Here is a 21,712-nt window from a genome sequence, read left to right as displayed (position 1 = left end):
ATCTAATGAACCTACGCTGCACATCGATCACGCTGATAATACTGGCCTCATCGACACTCGGGCTTGCCGGCTGCCAGGTCATGAAGCCAACACCAGATGACCTCAAGAGCCGCGCCCAGACCAGCATCGGCAAGCCCGTCACGAAGATCTCGAACGTGCGCGACGACAGCAGTACCACCTACTTCACCGCCAACACTGCGACCGCTGAATATTCATGCGAGCTGCCGAGCGGTGCGATGGTTGCGCTGGGGTCGATGGGCATGGGGATGGGTGCCCAATGTACCAAGCAGTAAGCGACGCCGGCTGGCGGTCCGCAGTGTCTCGGCGCAACTGACCGTCACACACCACCGATACTATCCGGCGGGTCGTTGACGTACCCTGCCTCGGAACAGGCCAGGGAGGACACGCCATGTCATGCCGGATCATCGTTGCCGACGACCACCCCATGTTTCGCCAGGCCCTGGTCCACACCGTGCAGAGGCTTGTGCCCGAGGCGGCGACAGAGGAAGCGGGCGACTTCGATGCCGTTTGCGCACTCGCATTGACCGGAGCCCAGGTCGACACCTTGCTGCTCGACCTGCGCTTCCCTGGTTTGACCTGCATGAGCCAGCTGGGTGAATTACGTCGACAGTTGCCGCGCACTACCCTCATCGTGGTGTCTATGGTCGAAGACAGCGAGCTGATCCACCAGGTGATGGGCCACGGCATCAACGGTTTCATCAGCAAGAACACGTCGCCGGGCGAATTCATGCAGGCGCTGCTGGCCATCCGCAACGGTGAAGTGCTGGTCAAGAACCCGCCATCAGGGCTATGCCCGCTGGCCACCCATGCACTGAGCCCCCGCCAGCAGTCAGTGTTGCGCCTCATCGCCCAAGGCATGACCAACAAGGAAATCGCCCGGGCACTGAAGATCTCGCCGTTTACCGTGCGCATCCATGTCTCCTCGCTGTTGCGCAGCCTTGACGTACCCTCCCGGGCGGCTGCGGCAGTGAAATTCCTCAGCTAGCCGCCCCGGGCCTGTCGCTGTCGTGCGTCCGGTGCAATGCAACCTTGCGCGCTGGGGCATTTATCAATACCTGAGCAAAGAGCACCATGAGGCGGCGGGCATCGTCCTGGCATGCGCCCGAGGTCCCGGGGCGCACACCTGCAGCCTTCTTTTTCATGTCGAGGAACCGGTGTTTTGACAACCCTAGAAGTGACCCCGAGAAGCATGTACTACGGCAGCTGCGTTGCCCTGCTGGTAACGCTCAATGAAGACGGCTCGGAAAACATTGCGCCCATGTCGTCGACATGGTCACTGCGCAACCGGATTGTGCTGGGCATGGGTGCGGCTTCCAGGACCGTCGCCAACTTGCGACGCCTCCCCGAATTGACCATCAACCTTCCAAGCGCCTCCATGTGGCAGCAGGTCGAAAGGCTTTCAGGGCTGACAGGAATGCCTGAGGTACCGGAACACAAGGCCGGGCAGTTTCGCTTCGAACCAGACAAGTGGCACGCCGCTGAGCTCAACCGCACCGCGTCGACAGGCGTGCGCCCGGGCCGAATCAGCGAATGCCCGATCCAGATGGAAGCCGTGGTGGAAAGTACGATGCTGATTGATGAAGCGCCTGAAGGCTTCGTGGTCGTTGCCGCACGCGTCGAGGCCATGCACGTGCACGAATCTATCGCGTTGGCAGACGGCGCCGGGGTTGATCCCGACTCATGGGAGCCCCTGATTTTCAGCTTTCGAAGTTATCGCAGCGCCGAACGTGAAGTAGGCCGGATGAGCAGAGGGGTTCGCAAATAATCCCCGCTTGGCCCGGCGTTCCACGGCCTTGTAGCAGCGGACCTGGCCGCGTCGGCAGTGAATGCGGTATGCCTGACACTACGCGGCGGTTATGACGCGGCCAGGTCCGCTGCTACAGAAAATCGAAAGGCGAGTCACGTGGCGCCGTTAGATCACGCTGAATGCCTGAACCACGTCGTTATCGAAAAAGATATCCAGGATAAGGCCCTGCCTGGCGGGTGTGCCACCGACGACGCTACCCGCGTCATTCAAGGCGCCTTGTGCCTTGAACACCTGCCCCTGGGCATCACTCAACGTCTGACCGACTTCCGGCGCCACATAGCCATGGGCCATGTTCAGATACTTCTCGACCCCCTCCTCACGCTTTTCATAGGTCCACTTGCTCTGCGCGCTCAAATCGGACCCGCCCCTTGTTGGTTTTCCAAACAGTTCCAGCACCTGAGCCTTGGTGGTTTTACCCGCAATGAGCGTCGTGTTCAGGTAATCCATATCGTACTTTTTCGCGCCGACACCGAAGGGGTTCATATTGCCCATCAGATCGTTAGAGTTCGCACAGCCGGCCAACACGCCAACCAACAGACACAACCCAACCCGGTTCCTGAACGTCTTTCCATGAATCGCGGACATGCTCTTACCTTGCCTGTACGTTTAGCAGAAATTTTTTGTTATGACGGCTAGAGCTTAGAGAGAAGGAGGCTGGCTTAGCCATAGTGCAGGTGTGCTATAGCCTGATGCCATTACTGCTGAAACACGGCACCCGGAAACAAGAAAGCCCGCAATTACGCGGGCTTGCGGGGTGTTTCTTGCCACTTGATGCCGGGCTATGCCGGACGCGGGATCATTCCCACTCAGTTATCAACAGACGATGAAAGACCATATGAATCAATAGGATAACACCTACCTATTTCAAGGACCCATGAACAGTACCATGACGACCAAAAGTACTACCCATGGGGCCAAGCCAACATCCTTCACAGCAATGGCAGCCGGTAACTGACGCTCCGGGACCGGCGGGCATTAATGATGTATCAGCCTGGAACACTTCGCTGCCGCTTAGTCATGAATACGGCTAATCGAGCTGGCGGATTTGACAGGCATTCCAGGTGCTAAACCTGGTGTTGAGAAGCGATGAAGCAAGAGTAGAGAATATCGGCAAAATCATGCTCATTGATATCGCCGACAACCAAATCCCTAACGGCATCTGCTATCAAATCATTATCTAAAGTAATTTCATAATCATTGAGCGAAAGGTACTCCAAGCCGACTGCAAGCCCGGTACGCTTGTTCGCATCAGGCAGTGCGTGGCCTTGCGCGATACTGGCAGTGTACTTAGCGGCAATTTCAAATACATCGTCAAGGCCATTATAAGCGATCGCATTATCGATTCGTGCCAGCGCGCCTTGCAAGGTCGGGATATTCACCGCCCCCTTCATGCCGGGCTCGGTAGTCAAGATTTGAGTATTTATTTCAATAACACGTTCAAATGGAAAGAAGATCAATTCCATTACATGTCAGCCAACTTCTGAAAGGTCTTCTTGTGAGTCCTGAGAACGAGCTTGGTTTCTGAATAAACGATCTGCTTACCCGAGTCGCCACCCAAGTCCAGCTTCTTGATGGCTTTAACTTTAGGCCTCTCTACTATGGATACGCCATAGGTGTCCAGCTTGTGGCTCATAACTTTAGTACCCCAAACGGTTCGATAATCTTCTGCCGCTACGGTAGCACACTGGGAGGCAAGATACACCGAGCTGCCTATTGAGCGTACGCCGTTTGCCCAGCCTGACCCGGCCTGGTGGTTTCACCGATAGACCCAAAAATGCCTCGCATCTCAGCCTCCAGGCTGCGACCGTGTTGAGCAGCCCTTACACACATGTGCCAATTTCGGGCGGTGACGAATGCAAAACGCCCGCAACTCAGCGGGCGTTTCTGTTAGTCAGCGCAGGGCCCATCGCAGGCGTAGGCTCACTCCCACTCGATCGTCGCAGGCGGCTTGCTCGACACGTCGTACGTCACGCGCGAAATGCCTTCGATCTCGTTGATGATACGGCCGCTGACAGTCTCCAGCAGCTCGTACGGCAGGTGTGCCCAACGAGCAGTCATGAAGTCGATGGTTTCCACCGCACGCAGGGCAACTACCCAGGCGTAACGACGGCCGTCACCTACCACGCCTACCGATTTCACCGGTTGGAACACCACGAACGCCTGGCTGACCTTGTGGTACCAGTCAGCCTTGCGCAGCTCCTCGATGAAGATGTGGTCGGCGCGACGCAGCAGGTCGGCGTACTCTTTCTTCACTTCACCCAGGATACGCACACCCAGGCCCGGGCCCGGGAATGGGTGGCGGTAGACCATGTCGTACGGCAGGCCCAGTTCCAGGCCAAGGCGACGAACCTCGTCCTTGAACAGTTCACGCAGCGGCTCGACCAGCTTGAGGTTCATTTCCTCAGGCAGGCCACCCACGTTGTGGTGGGACTTGATCACGTGAGCCTTGCCGCTCTTGGCGCCAGCCGACTCGATGACGTCGGGGTAGATGGTGCCCTGGGCCAGGTACTTGATGTTTTCCAGCTTGCAGGATTCGGCATCGAACACGTCGATGAAGGTACGGCCGATGATCTTGCGCTTCTTCTCCGGGTCGGCTTCACCGGCCAGGTTGTTCAGGAACTGGTCTTCGGCGTTGGCGCGGATCACCTTGACGCCCATGTTCTCGGCGAACATGGCCATCACTTGCTCGCCTTCGTGCAGGCGCAGCAGGCCGTTGTCGACGAATACGCAGGTCAGCTGGTCGCCGATGGCCTTGTGCAGCAGGGCCGCGACCACCGAAGAGTCGACGCCGCCGGACAGGCCCAGCAGGACGTTGTCGGTGCCGACCTGGGCGCGGATGGTAGCGATGGCGTCTTCAGCGATGTGCGAAGGCGTCCACAGGGCTTCGCAGCCGCAGATGTCGAGGATGAAACGCGACAGGATGCGACCGCCCTGCTTGGTGTGGGTCACTTCCGGGTGGAACTGCACGCCGTAGTAGCCGCGGCTGTCGTCGGCCATGCCGGCGATCGGGCAGCTCGGGGTGCTGGCCAGCACGTGGAAGCCTTCCGGGATCTTGGTGACCTTGTCACCGTGGCTCATCCACACGTCCAGGCCGAAGACGCCATCGGCGTCGACATGGTCTTCGATGCCGTCCAGGATGCGGCTCTTGCCAACCACGTCGACACGAGCGTAGCCGAACTCACGCAGCTCGGAACCCTCTACCTTGCCGCCCAGTTGCTCGGCCATGGTCTGCATGCCGTAGCAGATGCCGAATACCGGCACGCCCAGGTCCCACACCGCTTGCGGTGCGCGCGGGCTGTTGGCTTCGTGCACGGACTCCGGGCCACCGGCCAGGATGATGCCGCGCGGGGCGAATTCGCGAATCGCTTCGTCGTCCATGTCGAAGGGGTGCAGCTCGCAGTACACGCCGATTTCGCGCACGCGACGGGCGATCAGCTGGGTGTACTGGGAACCGAAGTCCAGAATCAGGATTCGGTGGGCGTGAATGTCGAGGGCCATGACTATTTCTCGTCAGTGGTAATCGGAAACAACACGGGGCTGCATTGAACAGCCCCGCCTTTAAATTCAGCAGGCACCCGGAGCAATGGCCACGGGCGCCTGGGCGTCAGCCGACGCGATAGTTCGGCGCTTCCTTGGTGATCTGCACGTCGTGGACGTGAGATTCGGCCATGCCGGCACCGGTGATACGCACGAATTCAGGCTTGGTGCGCATCTCTTCGATGTTGGCGCTGCCGGTGTAACCCATGGAGGAACGCAGGCCACCCATCAACTGGTGGATGATCGCGGTCAGGGTACCCTTGTACGGTACGCGGCCTTCGATGCCTTCCGGTACCAGCTTCTCGGCGCCAGCGGCCGAATCCTGGAAGTAACGGTCGGACGAGCCCTGGGCCTGGGACATGGCGCCCAGCGAACCCATGCCGCGGTAAGCCTTGTACGAACGGCCCTGGAACAGCTCGATCTCGCCCGGGGCTTCTTCGGTACCGGCGAACATCGAACCCATCATCACGCACGAAGCGCCCGCGACGATGGCCTTGGACAGGTCACCGGAGAAGCGGATACCGCCGTCGGCGATCAGCGGCACGCCCGAACCTTCCAGGGCGGCGGCGACGTTGGCGATGGCGCTGATCTGCGGCACGCCCACGCCAGCGACGATACGGGTGGTGCAGATGGAGCCTGGGCCGATACCGACCTTGACCGCATCGGCGCCGGCTTCAACCAGGGCCTTGGCCGCGGCGCCAGTGGCGATGTTGCCACCGATGACCTGGACGTGCGGGTAGTTGTCCTTGACCCAGCGAACGCGGTCGATCACGCCTTTGGAGTGACCGTGGGCGGTATCGACCACCACCACGTCGACGCCGGCGGCGACCAGGGCGGCAACGCGCTCACCGGTGTCCTTGCCGGTACCGACGGCAGCACCGACGCGCAGGCGGGCCTGGTCGTCCTTGCTGGCCAGTGGGTAGGCCTTGGCTTTTTCGATGTCCTTGACGGTCATCATGCCCTTGAGCTGGAACTTGTCGTCCACGATCAGGACTTTTTCCAGGCGGTGCTTGTGCAGCAGCTCGCGCACTTCATTCTTGTCGGCGCCTTCGCGCACGGTGACCAGGCGCTCTTTGGGCGTCATCACTTCGCGAACGGTGGCTTCCAGACGGGTTTCGAAACGCACGTCACGGGAGGTGACGATACCGACCAGGTCGCCGTCGTGCAGCACGGGCACGCCGGAGATATTGTGCTGGCGGGTCAGTTCGAACAGGTCGCGGACGGTGGCGTCGGCCTCGATGGTGATCGGGTCCTTGACCACGCCGGCTTCGAACTTCTTGACCTTGCGCACTTCGGCAGCTTGCTGCTCGATGGTCATGTTCTTGTGGATGATGCCGATGCCGCCTTCCTGGGCCATGGCAATGGCCAGACGGGCTTCGGTCACGGTATCCATGGCCGCCGAGACCAAGGGAATATTCAGCTCGATGCCACGGGTCAAACGGGTCTTGAGGCTGACTTCATTAGGCAGTACTTCGGAATAACCGGGTACAAGGAGAATGTCGTCGAAGGTCAGAGCTTCTTGGCTGATACGCAGCATCGCGGGGGCTCCCGAGCGGGAAAAATGGAAGCGCGCCATTATACTCATACATGCCCCGATGCTCAATGTAAACATCAGGGCAATTGCGTCGCACCCTAAAGATCGACGCGTACCACACGCACCTTGCGTTCCAGCCGCTCGCCGAACTCGTACAGGAACTCAGGCTTGAACCGTGCGTCGGCCCAGCCATTGAAGATGAAGCCCAGGTTGGAAAACGCGCAGGGCTGCAGGAACAGGAAGCCGTTGATGTCATCCTCATGCCGGCATTCGGGGCACATGAAGTTGTCGGTGTGGCCGGGCATCCAGTCTTCCAGGCTGTCGAACAGCGCCTCGCCGATTTCCTGGCGGCACTCGGGGCAGCCCGCTTCTTCCTTGAAGTCTTTGGTGGGGGTGAAGATGCAGCGCTTGGTCACCAGTTCGAGGCCGTTCACTGCCTGGCCATAAGGCAACAGGTCCGGGTGCTCCACCACGTTGCGGGCGCCCGGCCCGATTGCGTAGCCCATGCCGTTGCCGGTGCGCCCGCAGGTGGTCAGTTGTTCTTCGATGATGTTTTTCTGCCACAGCCAGCGCAGCACTCGCCGGGCCTTGGCTTCGCGTCCGGGAAAGCTGGAGATCAACGGGACGACAATGCTTTGCGAACTCATGAAGGCAGGCCTGCGGGTAACGTAAATACGCGCAGCATAATGCCGTGGGGCCGCAGGTCAAGCGCGCGCCCCCACTGGCGCTATCTAGACCTGCACGGCATAGCCGAAATCGATGTCGCTGGCTGCGATACCGCCGCGCATGCCCCAATTCTCGGCATCATGCTCGTCCAGCAGGATCAGCACTGCCCCCGGCTCGATGGCCAGCTCCCGCGCCAGCCGCTCGACGATATCGGCGTACAGCTTGCGTTTGGTGGCCGCTTTTCTCCCCTTGAACAGGGTAATGGTGATCTGCACATAGCCGTCTCGGTCACCGGGGGTGCGCAGGCAAGTGGCTGGCAGGTAATGGTAGCGAGCCTGCAGCTCTTCATCGCTGACCCCAAATTGCTGCCTGAGGCTGGCATAGACCGCCTCGACCAATATCCGCTGCTCGGCCAGGGAGCGCTGGGTTGCATCTTCGATTCTGACAATAGGCATGGTCTTCCCCTTATTCCCGGGCGCCGGAGGTATGGCGCAGAAGGTCTTCGAACAGTTGCCGGTGTTGCTCCAGATCGCCACTCAAAAACCAGTCCAGAGCGGCATCTCGGTCTTTCTGCGCCTTGTTTTGCGACAGTTTGAAGCGCGCCTCGACCTCACTGGGCACCAACCGCAGCCCGACAATATGGGCAAGGTTGTTCTGCACCCGGGGGTCTGCCTCATCGACGCGGTATCGGGAACCCTGGGCCCCCATTGCCTGGGCGGTGCGGCGCAGGATATCCAGGGCGTACCGATCGTCCTCCACCATCTGGACCTGGGCTTGCATGTGCACCGCCAGGTAATTCCAGGTAGGCAGTTGCGCACTGCTGTAGCCTTCCGGGGGAATGTAGGCATTGGGCCCGACGAAAAAGATTTGCGCATTGAACGTTTCCCCGGCGAACTGGGGGTTGCGGCGGTCGGCATGGCCGAACAGAGATTGGTCGTGGTCACGCAGCAAGGGGATGTAACTGCTGTGATGCTTGCCTGCCACTGATGAAGTGATCAACGCCAGCGGAAATGCATCGATGAAGCGGCCGATCAGGTCGGCATCGCTGGACCGATGTTCCTGATAATGAAACGGGCACAGGCTCATGAAATGATCTCGCGTGAAAAACTGGAGGGCTGGGCCATCGCCGCTTTCTTCTGGCGGCGGCGGTCGCGTTGGATAACCGAGTGCGCCAACCAGCGGACCAGCAGCGCACTGTTGAACGTGGCTTGCGGCAGCGTCGGCATGGGCTCACCCATCAGGTGGTCCACCAACCGCTGCGCCATCAGGCTCGACAAGGCGATACCGCGCCCATTGCAGCCGCTCCACCGAATGATCCTTGGGCCGTGCTGGCGCACCACCGGCATCCCCGTGCGGGTCACGCCCACGTAACCGGCCCATAGCTGCCCTGGTGACCATGGGCCTGGACCGAAGAGGGCCTGCAAGCGCCTGCTCATCAGCCCTGCGGCCGCCGCTGTCCCGCCCGCGCCCGGCAGGATGAACGCCCCCGTCATCAAGCGGTTGCCCGTCAAGCGCCGGCAAAACCACATATCCTTGCGGGCGTCGGAAAAGGGCAGACAGGCGGTTTCGGGCGGCAGGTCCTCGCAGCTAAACGTCCCCAGGCCCAGGGCGATACGGCCGATGGGCCGCCGAGTCGCTTGGCTCGCGCCCGTACCATAGGCATTTGCAGCCAGGAGCACGCGGCCGGCGCGGATGTCTCCTTGTGGGGTATGGACGGTGACCCCCTGCCCGCGCACCGTGGTATTCAATGCGCTGCACTGCTCAACGATACAGCCACCCAGCGCTATCACGGCGTCAGCCAACTGGTGCAGCAGGGCAAATGGATCTACACCGCCCCCACTCTTGAACAGCAAGGCTTCGGGGTAATATCGCGTGCCTGCGAGTGCGCCCAGGCGCTGGCCCTCCACGCATTCAGCGTCAATGCCCAGCGCCTGCCATTGCCTGGCCAGGTGCCGAAGGCTGCCCAGGGGCGGTTGCGCAAAGGGCTGTAACCAGCCCTGGCGCACCACCTGCGGGCCGCCCCGGCTCAGTGCCTGCCGTGCGGCCTGTTGCAAGGCCCGCACATACGGCCCCGCGGCGTCGCCCAGCAATGCGTTGAGTGTGTCGGGGCCATGCCGGGCCGGCACGGGCACGACAAAGCCTGAATTACGGCCACTGGCCCCTGCTCCCAACTCCCCCGCCTCCAATACCGTGACGCTGCACCCGCGGCGCAGTGCATGCAGGGCAGCGCTGAGCCCGCCGATGCCGCCCCCCACGACCACCATGTCGCTGTGCGCAGGCAACGGGCCGGCGCCGCGCCCCCCAGGAACGCTGCCTTGCCACGCCGAGGGCGCGTCCAGCAAAGCCTGCAATGCGGCATCAACCATAGCGCTGGCGCTCCGCTCCATGCTCGAATTGGCCCAACAGCGAGTCGACGATGGTCTGCGACCGGATCGCCAGCAAACTGAACGACCCCGCATCGCCCATGCCATGGGAAGACTCGCACAAGCCGTTGAGGTAGGCCGGGAGGCCGCCCTGCAGTTGCACCTGATAATCTCGGCCAATGGCCAGGGCGTCCCTGTCGCCTGCCACCCCGAGCAACAGCGGCGGGCAGGGCTCCTGACGCTCGCCGTCGCCCAGGTCGAGAAAACCGGTGGCCAGTATCACCAGGTCAAACGCATCCTGCTGGACGGTGCCCTGCAGAAAGTGCCGCGCCTGTACCGTCACAGCGTCGGGCGTCGCCGCGCACTCGATGATTTCCTGGCAGGTATTGATCCGCAAGCGGTCCCCGCCCAGCAACTGCTGCTCGTAACGGCGCAGGTAAAGCTGGTTGAGCACGTCGATATCGGCCGAGGAATAGTTGGTGGCCGCCAATTCGTTGCGCAGGCGTCGCTTGTTGGCAGGGCTGGCCTGATGGAAGGTGTCGACGAAGGCCGGAAAATACACTTCGTCGGAGAACGGGCTGGTGTCCTTCTGACGAAAACCGAAGTTGCGGGTATAGCCCGTAACCTGGCTCACCCCGGGGTGCTGTTCGGCATGCAGGAGAATTTCCACCGCGCTCTGGCTGCCACCAATGACAGCGACACGGCAACGCGAGCCAGTGGCCGCCACTGCCGCCTCCAGCGCTGGCAGGTAATGGTTCAGGTGCTGCACGCGGGCGTCCCGCACATCGGCGAACGGCGCCGGTATATGGGGCGTACGTCCTGGCGCCAGGACCAGGCTCCTGGCCCGGTACACCTGCCCTTCAGCCGTGGTCACCCGATAATGGCGGGGTACCTGGGGCTGGGCTTCGACCAGTTCCACCTGCTGCGCGGTGCGGCCGTAATCCACGCGGGAAGCGAAGAAACCGGCTACCCAACTGACATACTGGGCGTATTCGAGCCGCAGTGGGTAGTGCAAGGGCAAGTTCAAATGCTCGTACAGGCGCCCGTTCTCGAACAGAAAGTTGGTGAACGAATAGCGGCTGCGTGGATTGCGCGGCGTCACCAGGTCCCGCAACGGGTGGTTCTGGATATCGGACCCCGCCAGCAACATGTTCGGTTGCCAGGCGGCCCGCGGCCTGCGCTCGATAAACCGCACGCTCAAGTCCGGCGCCAGCTCTTCGAACGCTACCGCCAGGGCAATGTTAGCCGGGCCGAAACCGATGCCCAGCACATCATGCAACGGGTCGCGACCGCTCATGGCTGCACCTCGGCGAAACCCGGTGCCGACAACGGCCGTGCGCGGGCCGGAGCACACGCGGCCAATGCTTGCTCAAAGCGCGCCAGCAACGTCTGGATTTCCAGCGCAGTGATCACCAGCGGCGGCAGGAAGCGCAGCACCGCATTGTTGCGCCCACCGCTTTCAATGATCAGCCCCGCCTGCAGGCAGGCCTTCTTGACGCTGGCGGCCAGTTGCGTAGCGCCGCGCGGGTGGCCAAGGGCATCGGGCTGCGCATCGGCATCCACCAGTTCCACGCCCAGCATCAGGCCGCGCCCACGCACATCGCCGATACAGGGGTACCGGCTCTGGATGTCCAGCAAGCCCTCCTTGAGTTGCGCACCCACCTGGCGAACATGGGCCAGCAGGTTGGTCTGCTCGATGTACTCCAGCGTCGCCAGGCCGCTGACCAGGGCAATCTGGTTTCCGCGGAAGGTGCCTGCATGGGCGCCGGGTTTCCACTGGTCGTACGCGTCCCGGTACAACAGCAACGACAATGGATAGCCGCCACCGATGGCTTTGGATACAACGATGGCATCGGGAACGATACCGGCGTGCTCGAACGCGAACATATCACCGGTACGACCGATCCCGGACTGCACTTCATCGATGACCAGGGGTACGCCATGGCGCTCGGTGATCTCCCTGACCCCCTTGAGCCAAGGCGCACTGGCGGGAATGCAGCCCCCTTCCCCCTGAACCGCCTCCAGCAGCACCAGCGCCGGTTTGCATACCCCGCTTTCCGGATCGCTGAGTGCCGTTTCCAGCATGGCCAGGCTCAGCCGCTCGGTTTCAAGTGCATCCACCTGCGCACCGAAGGGGCTGCGGAAGGTGTAGGGGTAAGGCAGAAACTGGATCTCGCCGGGCACTCCCGAAATGGCCTGGCGCGGGGCGATGTTGCCCATCATGCCGAGCGTGCCATGGGTCATGCCGTGGTAGGCGCCCTGGAACACCAACACCGAACGGCGGCCGGTGGCGGTCTTGAACAGCTTCAGGGCGGCCTCCACCCCATCGGCGCCCGTGGGGCCGCAGAACTGCACCTTGGCCTGCGTGGCAAAAGCGCGGGGCAAACACTGGAACAGTTTATCCACGAATGCCAGCCGCGCTGGCGTCGCCAGGTCCAGTGCCTGCTGCAACTGGCCCGACTGCAGAAATTCGATCACCCGCTGCTGGATGAAGGGATGATTGTGGCCCAGGGCCAATGCCCCGGCGCAGCACAGGCAATCGAGGTACTGACGCCCTTCGCTGTCGGTCACCTGGGCAAGTGCGCCATGGCTCAATACCCCCGGGAAGTTGCGCGAATAGGTTCTGGCATTGGATTCACGCTCAATGAAACGCTCAAGTGACTGCATGGTCATGGCTGGCTCCTGCTCACAGTGATACCGCGCGGATGGTCTGTTCAAGTTGCCCGGGGGCGCGCCGGGCCTCGCCCAGCTCGCGCAACCAACGCCGGTATTCAAAGCCCAGGCGGTCGCTGGTCACGTGCATCTCGGCCTTGGGGTCCAGGGGCAGGCGGGCGGGGCGTTGTGACTCGACGATATGGCGGTCCTGCTCGAACACGGTGTTTTGCCGCGCCAGGATCTGCTCAAGGGTCAACTCGGGGCCGAAGTTGATCGCCACGATCAACCAGATGATGCAGGCCTTCTCATCGACCGGAGTGGCATTGAAGAAGGTGCAGAAGCGCTCGACTTCTCCGGTCTTCTTCTTGAAGTAGGCCGTGGTCGGGTTGAACACCGAATAGGTGTACCGTGCAGTCACCGGGATGCCGCGGTGGTCGCCGAAAGGTTGGAATACACTGATTTCCGATGAATGCAGGCCGCGCTCGTCCTGGCTGACGGTGTATTTCTTCAGCGGCTCCGGTGCATCCGGCAAGCCGTTGAGGTGGGCGTGCACAAAAGGAAAATGCGAGGCATCGATGAAGTTCTCCAGTGCCCGCAGCGCATTGGCCTGATAGTGATAAGGCCCGGCATAGACCTTGCGAAAACTATCGTCGTCCCACTGTGGCAGTTCGGGCAGTGGCCGTTCGGGCCGCACCAGGCTGGCCCAGACATAACCGTAACGCTCCTCGGCATAGTGCTTGAAGATCAGCCGGTCCGAAGCCGGGGCATGTCGGTCGGGGTGAGCCGGCACCAGGGTGCAGTCCCCCTGCCCGTCATAGCGCCAGCCGTGATACGGGCATTCGATCTCGCCTTTCTTCACGCAGCCCAGCGAGAGCCGTGCGCCGCGGTGGCCGCAGTAGTCTTTCCAGGCATGGATGCGCCCGCTGCCGTCGCGCCACAACACCAGGTCTTCGCCCAGCAGCCTGACAGCCGTGGGCCGCTCGGCGCTGACATCTTCACTGCGCGCAACCACGTGCCATTGGTTCTCCAAGGCTTTGTAATCCAGTTCTTCGCGATTCCATCCACTGTCGTAAAGCATGTCCCGCTCCATTTTCAGTCTGAACCTGCCCGTGACAGCCTTTCGGGGGGCTGCCGGGACCAGCGTGGTGGCTTAACGGACTTCGTGTTGCGCGGGGTCGAAGCGCCAGCCCGAGCCCGGGGCCCAGCCCTGCTCGTTGTAATCGGCGAGGCAGCGATCGACCAGGTCGGTACACTGGGCCAGCACCCCGGCGCTTTCGCAGTGGCGCAGCATGTCCAGGCGCACCTGCTCATTGTTGCCGGCGTAGTTGTGCTCGTAGAGTTCGTGGCGACCGGCGAACTCACTGCCCAAGGCGTCCCATAGCAGCTTGATCAGCTTCATTCGCTCACCGGCGCTCTGGTCGGTGCCCTGGTAATAGAGGTCTATCAAGGGACGAACGTCCGGGTTGCCCATATCCAGCCAACTGGCGGTCTGCATGATGGGCGAGCCGCCCAGGATGGTGTTGAACACCGGTTTGAGCTGGCTCATCATCTGCGTGCCGAAGTAACGCACCGTCGCCGCAGCCTCCAGGCGTGGCACTACCGAGCCGTCGCGCCGGGTCTCGGGGTTCAGGCACAAGTTCTCGGTCAACGACCACATCAGGTTGCGCAACGCGACGATGTCCGCCAGGCGTGTGCGAATGCCACGGAACTGCGCCGAACCATTGGACTCCAGCACCTTGCTCAATAGCCCGCAGATGAAGTCCATCTTCACCGCCAACCGCGTGCCTGACTGCAGCGGGTAACGGTTGAGGAAACCGGACGCGGCGTAAAAGCTGCGCGCCCGCTCGATATCGCGGTAGATCAGCACGTTTTCCCAAGGCACCAGTACGCCGTCGAAGATCAGCACCGAATCGTTTTCGTCGAAGCGGCTGGAAAGCGGGTGGTCGAACGGGCTCAGCGACGCCGCCTCGAATGAGCGGCGGCACATGATCTTGAGGTTGGGTGCGTTCATCGGCAGGATGAAGCACAAGGCGAAATCTTCCTCGGCCCCGGCCTGATAATGGGTGGCGCTGTTCTGCGCGACAAACGTGGCATTGGACAGCGCTGCGGTGGTGGCGACCATTTTCACGCCGCGCACGATGATTCCAGCGTCAGTCTCTTTTTCCACATGCAGATAAATGTCGCGCATGTCGGCGATCTGCCGTGCCCTGCCCACCGGTGGGTTGACCAGGACGTGGTTGAGGAACATGACCTTGTGCGCCGACTTCCTGTACCAGCTTTGCGCATTGTCATGAAACGGCGCGTACAAGTCCGGGTCCGAGTGCAGGGTGGCGGTGAAACCTGCTTTGTAATCCGGTGTGCGGCCCATGAAGCCGTAAGACAACCGTGACCAATGGGCAATGGCATCCCGAGCCTTGAGCAAGTCCTGCGCGGAACGCGAGGGCATGAAGTAGCGGTGGGTCCGGTAACCATCCGGGTCGATATCGGTCATCACCTCCTGGCTGGCAGGATCATGCAGGGCATCGTATAAGCGAGACAATGAATGCGCACTGTTACGAAACGCCCGGTGTTCGCAAACATTCTCGACACGCTCACCATAGATATACACATGGCGACCGTCATCAAGGCTGTCCAGAAACTCTGAGCCCGTCATCATTTCATTCGGGTGATTGTTGTCCAAACGCGTTCTCCTATTATCGTTATTGGCGAAGCTTGCGGTTTTCAGGCACGGCACAACCCGCCGCCCAACTCGGAAGTTGGACGAACAGGCACAGGTCATCAGGGGCGCTCAGGCCCTGTACGGGTTCAGCTGAAGTAACGGATGATCAATGCCACGCCAGAGGCGAGCACGACAATATTGATAAGTTTGAGGAATTGTTCCCGGGACATCTTCAATGTCAGCCGGCGACCTATGGCCGTGCCGAGCAACATGCCCGGGGCGAGAAACAGTGCCAGCCACAACAGGCTGCTGTCCAGGTACACCCCTGCCAGGGCAAACAGCACCACCCGGGTCAGGGTACTCAAACCGATGAGTGTGGTTTGCGTGATGCGCATGGCATTCTTGTCTTTGATCCGGCCGCTGAGATAAATGGCGTAAATGAAACCGCCGCTGCCGAACAAGGCGCTGAACACGCCACCCACCGAGCCGAAGGGAATGGCCGATGCCGGAGAAAAGGTGCGGTCTGGCTTGAGCCCACTGAGTGAATACAGTGAGTAGCCCACCACGAAGATGCCCAGCGCCAGCAGCAGGATATCGGGCCTGGCCTTCAGCAGAATGGCCGCCCCGATCAGGCTGCCCACCACCATCAGCGGTACCAGCCGCCTGAGCTCGCGCCAGTCGGCCTTGCGGCCATCACGGCTGACATTGACCAGTGCGGCGCACAAGTCCATCAACGCGAGTAACGGAACGATCTTGGCGATGGGGATATACAGCACCAGCACAGGGCTGGCGATAAGAGCGGTACCAAATCCGGCGATGCCGAAAATGATATACGCACATAACAGTGCGGCGAAAATGATCGCATAGCCGGGCAACCCGACTGCAAACGCGTCGCTCATTGCATGACTCCATTCGTGTTGTTCTTGTTATCTGGCGTTCCTGCCGATTGACCGTACGCTAACCAAAAGTTTCATGCGCACCAATCATACCTTGGTACTAATGGCCAAACGCCACTTCTGTATCGTTTTTAACATGTAACTGTTTCATTTGTGAGAGCCGACTGCGGGTTCGTACAATATCGGCGATATCACAATGATCAACCGCTTCATTCAACGGCAACGCACTGATCATGAACACTTCGCAGCGCGTGTCATACAACACATCCACCAGGTTGAGGAAACGCTGTTGCGCCGCGGGGGACGCCGTGGAAATACGCGGAATACCTTCGATGATCCAGCGCGGGTACGTCTTGACCAGCACCAGGTAGTCCATGGTCGCCGTGGGAGCCTCGCAGATATCACTGAAACCGACATGAAGCGCCCCTTGCGAGGCTGCCATCACCCGCAGCGGCCGGTGGTTGACTTTTAGTTCGACAAAGGTGGCCGTGACCTCGGGCAGGCCCAGTTGGTGGCGTTGGGTGGCGTTGCCCGGAGAGACGAATGCGCCGAGCCCGAACGCATCGCCCTCGCCGCCCAAGCTGCGGTAGTCGACGCCCCCGGCGATTGATACCACGTCCATGTGCGCTTCGATCAAGCGGATGGTCGGCAGAAAACGCTCATGGTAGAGGGGGTTGGGCAGCAAGCCTTCGGGCGGGTAGTTGGAGGTGGTCACCAGCGCGCACTGGCGCGCGAAGATCGCGCTGAACACCCGACTGATCAGCATCGCATCACCGATGTCATGCAAGTGGAACTCGTCGAAGCACAGCAGCTTGCAGCCCTCGAGCATGTCATCCAGGGCGTCCTCCATGCTGCGCTCACTACTGGCATTGGCGAAGATGCGCGCGTGCAACTCGCGGAAAAACTCATGAAAGTGGAAGCGCTTTTTTTCCGCGAGCGCCAGGCGGTCGAAGAAGGCATCCAGCAGAAAGCTTTTGCCCCTGCCCACGGGGCCCCATATATAAAGGCCCTTGGGTTTTCGCGAGGGCAGCAATGGTGGGTGCATCACCCGCTCGGCCAGGTGGGCGAGGCGGTTGATGCACGCCCCCTGCTGTTCGTCCAACTGGTAACCGCGCGAGGCGGCCATGGCCTCGATGCTGGCGACGATAGGTTGCATATGACGTTCCTTTGCCTTGTCTGCTCCAAGGCTGCGGATGTTAGCGAGATTTTCCAGGTGTCGAAAGCAGGTGAGCGACGTGCGCGCGCCTATCGCGACATCGCCGCAATACCCTTATCATGCCCCCATGAACAGAGACCCTTTCGCCGTACTCGGCCTGGACCGCGAGGTCCTCACTGTCAGCCAGCTCAACGGCCGCGCGCGCGTGCTGCTGGAAGACGTCTTCAGCAGCATCTGGGTAGAGGGCGAGATCTCCAACCTCGCTCGCCCGGCCTCGGGCCACGTGTATTTCACCCTCAAGGACAGCGGCGCCCAAGTGCGTTGCGCGCTGTTCCGCCAGAACGCCCAGCGTGTGCGCCAGGCGCTCAAGGATGGCCTGGCGGTGAAAGTGCGGGGCAAGGTCTCGCTGTTCGAAGGCCGCGGCGACTACCAGCTGATTCTCGACACCGTGGAGCCTGCCGGTGACGGCGCCCTTCGCCTGGCCTTCGACGCCCTGAAGGAAAAGCTCAGCGCCGAAGGGCTGTTCAGTGCCGAGCGCAAGGTCGCCCTGCCCGCCCACCCCCAGCGCATCGGCATCGTCAGCTCGCCCACCGGCGCGGTGATTCGCGACATCATCAGTGTGTTCCGCCGCCGCGCGCCCCAGGTCGAACTGACCCTGATCCCTACCGCCGTGCAGGGCCGCGAGGCCATCAACCAGATCGTGCGGGGCATTCGCCTGGCCGATGCCGGCGGTTTCGACGCCATCATCCTGGCCCGTGGTGGCGGCTCGCTGGAAGACCTGTGGTGCTTCAACGAAGAGGCCGTGGCCCGCGCCATCGCCGCCTGCGTGACGCCGATCGTCAGTGCCGTGGGCCATGAAACCGACGTGTCCATCAGTGACTTCGTCGCCGACGTGCGCGCACCTACCCCTTCGGCCGCCGCCGAGCTGCTGGCGCCTGACAGCAGCGACCTGCACCGGCGCCTGGAAAGCCTGCAACGCCGGCTGCTGATGCGCATGCAGAACCGCCTGGCCCACGACCGCCTGCGCCTGGAAGGCTTGAGCAAACGCCTGCGCCACCCCGGCGAACGGCTGCGCCAGCAGGCCCAGCGCCTGGACGACCTGGACATGCGCCTGCGCCGTGCCTTCGAGCAGCGCCTGAACCTGCGCAAGCATCGCCTGGCCCACCTGGAAACCCGCCTGGCCGGCCAGCACCCGGGCCGCACCCTGGCGATGCTGCGCCAGCGCATCGACAGCCTGGCGGAACGCTTGCCGCGAGCCATGCGTGAGGGCCTCAAGGCCCGTCGCCTCCAGCTGCAGAACCAGATGCAGACCCTGCACATCGTCAGCCCGCTGGCGACCCTGAGTCGTGGTTACAGCATCCTGCTGGACGAGCGCGGCAACGCCATCCGCAGTGCCGGGCAGACCCGTACCGGCCAACGCCTGACCGCCAGGCTGGGCGAAGGCGAACTGCAGGTACGTGTCGAAGACAACCACCTGACCCCGGTCACCCTGTCGCTACTGGATTGAGCCATGCCCCGCTTGCTGCCCACGTTGCTTTTGCTGTGCCTGGCCTTCAACGCCCAGGCTGACAGCTACATCACCCGCCTGCTGAACAAGCCCGTGCCAGGCGGCGTGGCCGTGATCGACCTGGGTACGGCGGCGCAGGCGCCCAAGGCGTTCTTCGACGGCAAGCCGGTGCTGGTGGTGCGCGAGCAACAGAACTGGCGCGCCATCGTCGGCCTGCCACTGACGCAGAAACCGGGCGCCGCCCGCATCACCACGGGCGACCAGCGCAGCCTGGGTTTCATGGTGGGCAGCAAGCACTACCCCGAGCAACACATCACCTTGAAGAACAACCGGCAAGTCAACCCCAACCCGGCGGACCTCAAGCGCTTCGAAGTCGAGTTGGCCGAGCAGTTGAAGGCCTACCGCAGCTTCAGCCCTGGCACGCCCAGCAACCTGTTGCTGGACAAGCCGGTGAACGGCCCGCTGTCTAGCCGTTTCGGGGTGCGCCGCTTCTTCAACGGTGAAGAACGCAACCCTCATGCCGGACTGGACTTCGCCGTGCCGGCGGGCACGCCAATCAAGACCCCGGCGGCGGGCAAGGTCATTCTCATCGGCAACTACTTCTTCAACGGCAACACCGTGTTCGTCGACCATGGCCAGGGCTTCATCAGCATGTTCTGCCATATGTCGAAAATCGACGTGAAGGTCGGCCAGGACCTGGCCCGGGGCGCCGTGGTCGGGCGCGTGGGCATGACTGGCCGGGCGACGGGGCCGCACATGCACTGGAACGTCAGCCTCAACGACGCCCGGGTGGACCCCGCTATCTTCATCGGCGCGTTCCAGCCCTGACGTGCCGGTTACGCGCTACAGCCCCGGATGGCCGCCTCCACCCGATTGCGCGAGCACAAACGCGCGAACAATCCTTACTCAAAATACGTCAATAAAGAAGCAGAAATAACCATATAACCCCCATAGCAGATAACTTATCTCAATTTTCGCCAGATGCTTGCCATCCACTGCCGCAATGGTTAAGTTTGAAGCATGAAAACTCTTCACACCCTCATTCTCCTTCGTCAACACCGCTGCCTAAGCCTGGTCAGTGCACGACTGCCAAGCTGAATCGCGTCGCCTCGCCCTTTTCTCTCGTTTTCATTCGGCAGGCCCTTTTCAAGGCCGCATAACAAGGATTGCTCACCATGACCATGCTCAAAGACCCGTCGTCCAAATACCGCGCCTTCGCTCAGGTGAACCTGCCTGACCGCACCTGGCCGAACCAGACCATCACCGCCGCGCCTATCTGGTGCAGCTCGGACCTGCGTGACGGCAACCAGTCGCTGATCGAGCCGATGGACTCGGCCAAGAAGCTGCGCTTCTGGAAGACCCTGGTCAGCGTGGGCGTGAAAGAGATCGAGGCCTCGTTCCCTTCGGCATCGCAAACCGACTTCGACTTCGTTCGCACCCTCATCGAAGACAACCACATCCCGGAAGACACCACCATTCAGGTGCTGACCCAGGCCCGTGAAGACTTGATCGCGCGCACCTTCGAATCGCTCAAGGGCGCCAAGAAGGCCATCGTGCACCTCTACAACGCCACTTCGCCGTCCTTCCGCAAGATCGTCTTCAACCAGGACAAGCAGGGCGTGAAGGACATCGCGGTCAACGCCGCCAAGCTGTTCGTCAAGTACGCCGCCCAGCAGCCGGAAACCCAGTGGACGTTCCAGTACTCGCCGGAAACCTTCAGCGCCACTGAACTGGAGTTTGCCAAGGAAGTGTGCGACGCGGTGATCGAGGTGTGGAACCCGACGCCCGAGCACAAGATCATCCTCAACCTGCCGGCCACCGTGGAAGTCAGCACGCCGAACATCTACGCCGACCAGATCGAGTGGTTCGGCCGCCATGTGTCGCGCCGTGACAGCGTGATCATCAGCCTGCACACCCACAACGACCGTGGCACCGGCGTAGCCGCCACCGAGCTGGGCCTGATGGCCGGCGCCGACCGCGTCGAAGGCTGCCTGTTCGGCAACGGCGAGCGCACCGGCAACGTCGACCTGGTGACCCTGGCCCTGAACCTCTACACCCAGGGCGTGGACCCCGAGCTGGATTTCTCGGACATCGACGGCGTGCGCAAAGTGGTCGAAGAGTGCAACCAGATCCCGGTGCACCCACGTCACCCGTATGTGGGCGACCTGGTTCACACCGCGTTCTCCGGCTCGCACCAGGACGCCATCCGCAAAGGCTTCACCCAGCAGAAAGAAGGCACCCTGTGGGAAGTGCCGTACCTGCCGATCGACCCGGCCGACATCGGCCGCAGCTACGAGGCGGTGATCCGCGTCAACAGCCAGTCGGGCAAAGGGGGCATCACCTACCTGCTGGAACAGGAATACGGCATCAGCCTGCCGCGCCGCATGCAGATCGAGTTCAGCCAGGTGGTGCAGGGTGAGACCGACCGCCTGGGCCTGGAAATGACCGCCCAGCAGATCTACAGCCTGCTGCACAAGGAATACCTGCAAGCCAACACGCCGTACGCGCTGGTCAGCCACCGCCTGCAGGAAGAGAACGGCAGCAGCAAGGTCGACGTCGAAGTGCACAGCGACGGCGAGACCGTGCACTGGCGCGGCAAGGGCAACGGCGCCCTGGAAGCCCTGGCGTCGGCCATGCCGGTGGCCGTGGAGATCATGGACTACAACGAGCATGCCATTGGTGCGGGCACCCACGCCAAGGCGGCGGCCTACATCGAGTTGCGCGTGGCCGGTGGCCGGGCGGTGCACGGTGTGGGTGTGGACGAGAACATCACCACCGCCAGCTTCAAGGCGCTGTTCAGCGCGCTGAACCGCTCGTTGAGCCAGCAGGAAGCCAAGGCTGCCTGAGCCTTCGCCCTGCCCTGAGAAAACCGGCCCACGTGGCCGGTTTTTTTGTCGCTGCTCATTGGACG

General features: G+C 61.8%; 20 protein-coding genes. 6 read left to right on the top strand and 14 right to left on the bottom strand.

The annotated features are described in order from the left end of the window. The first annotated feature begins 5 nt into the window (after positions 1–5). From HWQ56_RS05810 to HWQ56_RS05800, 3 genes are all read left to right on the top strand, one after another. Positions 6–293, top strand: coding sequence for a hypothetical protein (locus tag HWQ56_RS05810; protein WP_176570002.1), 288 nt, complete (start codon positions 6–8; stop codon positions 291–293). A gap of 116 nt (positions 294–409) precedes the next feature. After that, complete coding sequence (locus tag HWQ56_RS05805; RefSeq protein WP_158154811.1) at positions 410–1,006, top strand: LuxR C-terminal-related transcriptional regulator; 597 nt, start codon at positions 410–412, stop codon at positions 1,004–1,006. A 204-nt stretch (positions 1,007–1,210) separates the two neighbouring features. After that, positions 1,211–1,786, top strand: a complete 576-nt coding sequence (locus HWQ56_RS05800; RefSeq protein ID WP_176570001.1) for a flavin reductase family protein — start codon at positions 1,211–1,213, stop codon at positions 1,784–1,786. Positions 1,787–1,933: 147 nt separating this feature from the next. Here HWQ56_RS05800 and HWQ56_RS05795 read toward each other — a convergent pair whose 3' ends face one another. The 14 genes from HWQ56_RS05795 to zapE form a co-directional block, all read right to left on the bottom strand. Continuing rightward, on the bottom strand, positions 1,934–2,413 hold the full coding sequence (locus tag HWQ56_RS05795; protein WP_158154809.1) for a hypothetical protein: 480 nt from the start codon (positions 2,411–2,413) through the stop codon (positions 1,934–1,936). A gap of 479 nt (positions 2,414–2,892) precedes the next feature. After that, the gene (locus HWQ56_RS05790) at positions 2,893–3,291 is read right to left on the bottom strand and encodes a type II toxin-antitoxin system death-on-curing family toxin (RefSeq protein WP_176570000.1); all 399 of its coding nucleotides are present in this window, start codon (positions 3,289–3,291) and stop codon (positions 2,893–2,895) included. A gap of 457 nt (positions 3,292–3,748) precedes the next feature. Then, the gene (guaA, locus tag HWQ56_RS05780; protein WP_158154808.1) at positions 3,749–5,326 is read right to left on the bottom strand and encodes a glutamine-hydrolyzing GMP synthase; all 1,578 of its coding nucleotides are present in this window, start codon (positions 5,324–5,326) and stop codon (positions 3,749–3,751) included. Between the two features lie 106 nt (positions 5,327–5,432). Beyond that, on the bottom strand, positions 5,433–6,902 hold the full coding sequence (gene guaB, locus HWQ56_RS05775; protein WP_158154807.1) for an IMP dehydrogenase: 1,470 nt from the start codon (positions 6,900–6,902) through the stop codon (positions 5,433–5,435). 95 nt (positions 6,903–6,997) lie between these two features. Continuing rightward, on the bottom strand, positions 6,998–7,546 hold the full coding sequence (locus tag HWQ56_RS05770; RefSeq protein WP_158154806.1) for a sugar ABC transporter ATPase: 549 nt from the start codon (positions 7,544–7,546) through the stop codon (positions 6,998–7,000). Positions 7,547–7,630: 84 nt separating this feature from the next. Next, positions 7,631–8,020, bottom strand: a complete 390-nt coding sequence (locus HWQ56_RS05765; RefSeq protein WP_158154805.1) for a tautomerase family protein — start codon at positions 8,018–8,020, stop codon at positions 7,631–7,633. 10 nt (positions 8,021–8,030) lie between these two features. Continuing rightward, positions 8,031–8,651 carry an FMN-binding negative transcriptional regulator gene (locus HWQ56_RS05760; protein WP_158154804.1) on the bottom strand — a complete coding sequence of 207 codons (621 nt, stop codon included), beginning with the start codon at positions 8,649–8,651 and terminating at the stop codon, positions 8,031–8,033. Further along, complete coding sequence (locus tag HWQ56_RS05755; protein WP_158154803.1) at positions 8,648–9,931, bottom strand: NAD(P)/FAD-dependent oxidoreductase; 1,284 nt, start codon at positions 9,929–9,931, stop codon at positions 8,648–8,650. The genes HWQ56_RS05760 and HWQ56_RS05755 overlap by 4 nt, the downstream gene beginning before the upstream one ends. Continuing rightward, a complete protein-coding gene (locus HWQ56_RS05750; RefSeq protein ID WP_158154802.1) occupies positions 9,924–11,225 on the bottom strand; it encodes a SidA/IucD/PvdA family monooxygenase in 1,302 nt (433 codons plus the stop codon). The genes HWQ56_RS05755 and HWQ56_RS05750 overlap by 8 nt, the downstream gene beginning before the upstream one ends. Then, complete coding sequence (locus tag HWQ56_RS05745) at positions 11,222–12,601, bottom strand: diaminobutyrate--2-oxoglutarate transaminase family protein (protein WP_209008702.1); 1,380 nt, start codon at positions 12,599–12,601, stop codon at positions 11,222–11,224. The genes HWQ56_RS05750 and HWQ56_RS05745 overlap by 4 nt, the downstream gene beginning before the upstream one ends. A 13-nt stretch (positions 12,602–12,614) precedes the next feature. Beyond that, the gene (locus HWQ56_RS05740; RefSeq protein WP_199267091.1) at positions 12,615–13,661 is read right to left on the bottom strand and encodes an aromatic ring-hydroxylating dioxygenase subunit alpha; all 1,047 of its coding nucleotides are present in this window, start codon (positions 13,659–13,661) and stop codon (positions 12,615–12,617) included. A gap of 72 nt (positions 13,662–13,733) precedes the next feature. Next, positions 13,734–15,236: a 4-hydroxyphenylacetate 3-hydroxylase family protein gene (locus HWQ56_RS05735; RefSeq protein WP_245217868.1), complete on the bottom strand. Its 1,503-nt coding sequence runs from the start codon at positions 15,234–15,236 to the stop codon at positions 13,734–13,736. 152 nt (positions 15,237–15,388) lie between these two features. Continuing rightward, positions 15,389–16,141 (bottom strand): sulfite exporter TauE/SafE family protein, encoded by a 753-nt coding sequence (locus tag HWQ56_RS05730; protein WP_158154799.1) that lies wholly within the window; start codon positions 16,139–16,141, stop codon positions 15,389–15,391. A 97-nt stretch (positions 16,142–16,238) separates the two neighbouring features. Next, a complete protein-coding gene (gene zapE, locus HWQ56_RS05725) occupies positions 16,239–17,294 on the bottom strand; it encodes a cell division protein ZapE (RefSeq protein ID WP_176569999.1) in 1,056 nt (351 codons plus the stop codon). A 127-nt stretch (positions 17,295–17,421) separates the two neighbouring features. Here zapE and xseA point away from each other — a divergent pair, with 127 nt between their 5' ends. From xseA to leuA, 3 genes are all read left to right on the top strand, one after another. Next, on the top strand, positions 17,422–18,801 hold the full coding sequence (gene xseA, locus HWQ56_RS05720) for an exodeoxyribonuclease VII large subunit (protein WP_176569998.1): 1,380 nt from the start codon (positions 17,422–17,424) through the stop codon (positions 18,799–18,801). 3 nt (positions 18,802–18,804) lie between these two features. Then, the gene (locus HWQ56_RS05715) at positions 18,805–19,629 is read left to right on the top strand and encodes a peptidoglycan DD-metalloendopeptidase family protein (RefSeq protein ID WP_176569997.1); all 825 of its coding nucleotides are present in this window, start codon (positions 18,805–18,807) and stop codon (positions 19,627–19,629) included. Positions 19,630–19,976: 347 nt separating this feature from the next. After that, the gene (leuA, locus tag HWQ56_RS05710) at positions 19,977–21,647 is read left to right on the top strand and encodes a 2-isopropylmalate synthase (RefSeq protein ID WP_158157850.1); all 1,671 of its coding nucleotides are present in this window, start codon (positions 19,977–19,979) and stop codon (positions 21,645–21,647) included. Positions 21,648–21,712: the final 65 nt, after the last annotated feature.

Source organism: Pseudomonas eucalypticola, assembly GCF_013374995.1.
GTDB classification, from domain to species: Bacteria; Pseudomonadota; Gammaproteobacteria; order Pseudomonadales; family Pseudomonadaceae; genus Aquipseudomonas; species Aquipseudomonas eucalypticola.
The sequence above is the reverse complement of the archived record's forward strand: the minus strand, read 5'-3'. Positions and strand labels throughout refer to the sequence as shown.

Coding starts and splice junctions, on each gene's coding strand:
- HWQ56_RS05810 (WP_176570002.1), top strand. CDS start 6: ATGAACCTACGCTGCACATCGATCACGCTGATAATACTGGCCTCATCG.
- HWQ56_RS05805 (WP_158154811.1), top strand. CDS start 410: ATGTCATGCCGGATCATCGTTGCCGACGACCACCCCATGTTTCGCCAG.
- HWQ56_RS05800 (WP_176570001.1), top strand. CDS start 1,211: ATGTACTACGGCAGCTGCGTTGCCCTGCTGGTAACGCTCAATGAAGAC.
- HWQ56_RS05795 (WP_158154809.1), bottom strand. CDS start 2,413: ATGTCCGCGATTCATGGAAAGACGTTCAGGAACCGGGTTGGGTTGTGT.
- HWQ56_RS05790 (WP_176570000.1), bottom strand. CDS start 3,291: ATGGAATTGATCTTCTTTCCATTTGAACGTGTTATTGAAATAAATACT.
- guaA (WP_158154808.1), bottom strand. CDS start 5,326: ATGGCCCTCGACATTCACGCCCACCGAATCCTGATTCTGGACTTCGGT.
- guaB (WP_158154807.1), bottom strand. CDS start 6,902: ATGCTGCGTATCAGCCAAGAAGCTCTGACCTTCGACGACATTCTCCTT.
- HWQ56_RS05770 (WP_158154806.1), bottom strand. CDS start 7,546: ATGAGTTCGCAAAGCATTGTCGTCCCGTTGATCTCCAGCTTTCCCGGA.
- HWQ56_RS05765 (WP_158154805.1), bottom strand. CDS start 8,020: ATGCCTATTGTCAGAATCGAAGATGCAACCCAGCGCTCCCTGGCCGAG.
- HWQ56_RS05760 (WP_158154804.1), bottom strand. CDS start 8,651: ATGAGCCTGTGCCCGTTTCATTATCAGGAACATCGGTCCAGCGATGCC.
- HWQ56_RS05755 (WP_158154803.1), bottom strand. CDS start 9,931: ATGGTTGATGCCGCATTGCAGGCTTTGCTGGACGCGCCCTCGGCGTGG.
- HWQ56_RS05750 (WP_158154802.1), bottom strand. CDS start 11,225: ATGAGCGGTCGCGACCCGTTGCATGATGTGCTGGGCATCGGTTTCGGC.
- HWQ56_RS05745 (WP_209008702.1), bottom strand. CDS start 12,601: ATGACCATGCAGTCACTTGAGCGTTTCATTGAGCGTGAATCCAATGCC.
- HWQ56_RS05740 (WP_199267091.1), bottom strand. CDS start 13,661: ATGCTTTACGACAGTGGATGGAATCGCGAAGAACTGGATTACAAAGCC.
- HWQ56_RS05735 (WP_245217868.1), bottom strand. CDS start 15,236: ATGACGGGCTCAGAGTTTCTGGACAGCCTTGATGACGGTCGCCATGTG.
- HWQ56_RS05730 (WP_158154799.1), bottom strand. CDS start 16,141: ATGAGCGACGCGTTTGCAGTCGGGTTGCCCGGCTATGCGATCATTTTC.
- zapE (WP_176569999.1), bottom strand. CDS start 17,294: ATGCAACCTATCGTCGCCAGCATCGAGGCCATGGCCGCCTCGCGCGGT.
- xseA (WP_176569998.1), top strand. CDS start 17,422: ATGAACAGAGACCCTTTCGCCGTACTCGGCCTGGACCGCGAGGTCCTC.
- HWQ56_RS05715 (WP_176569997.1), top strand. CDS start 18,805: ATGCCCCGCTTGCTGCCCACGTTGCTTTTGCTGTGCCTGGCCTTCAAC.
- leuA (WP_158157850.1), top strand. CDS start 19,977: ATGACCATGCTCAAAGACCCGTCGTCCAAATACCGCGCCTTCGCTCAG.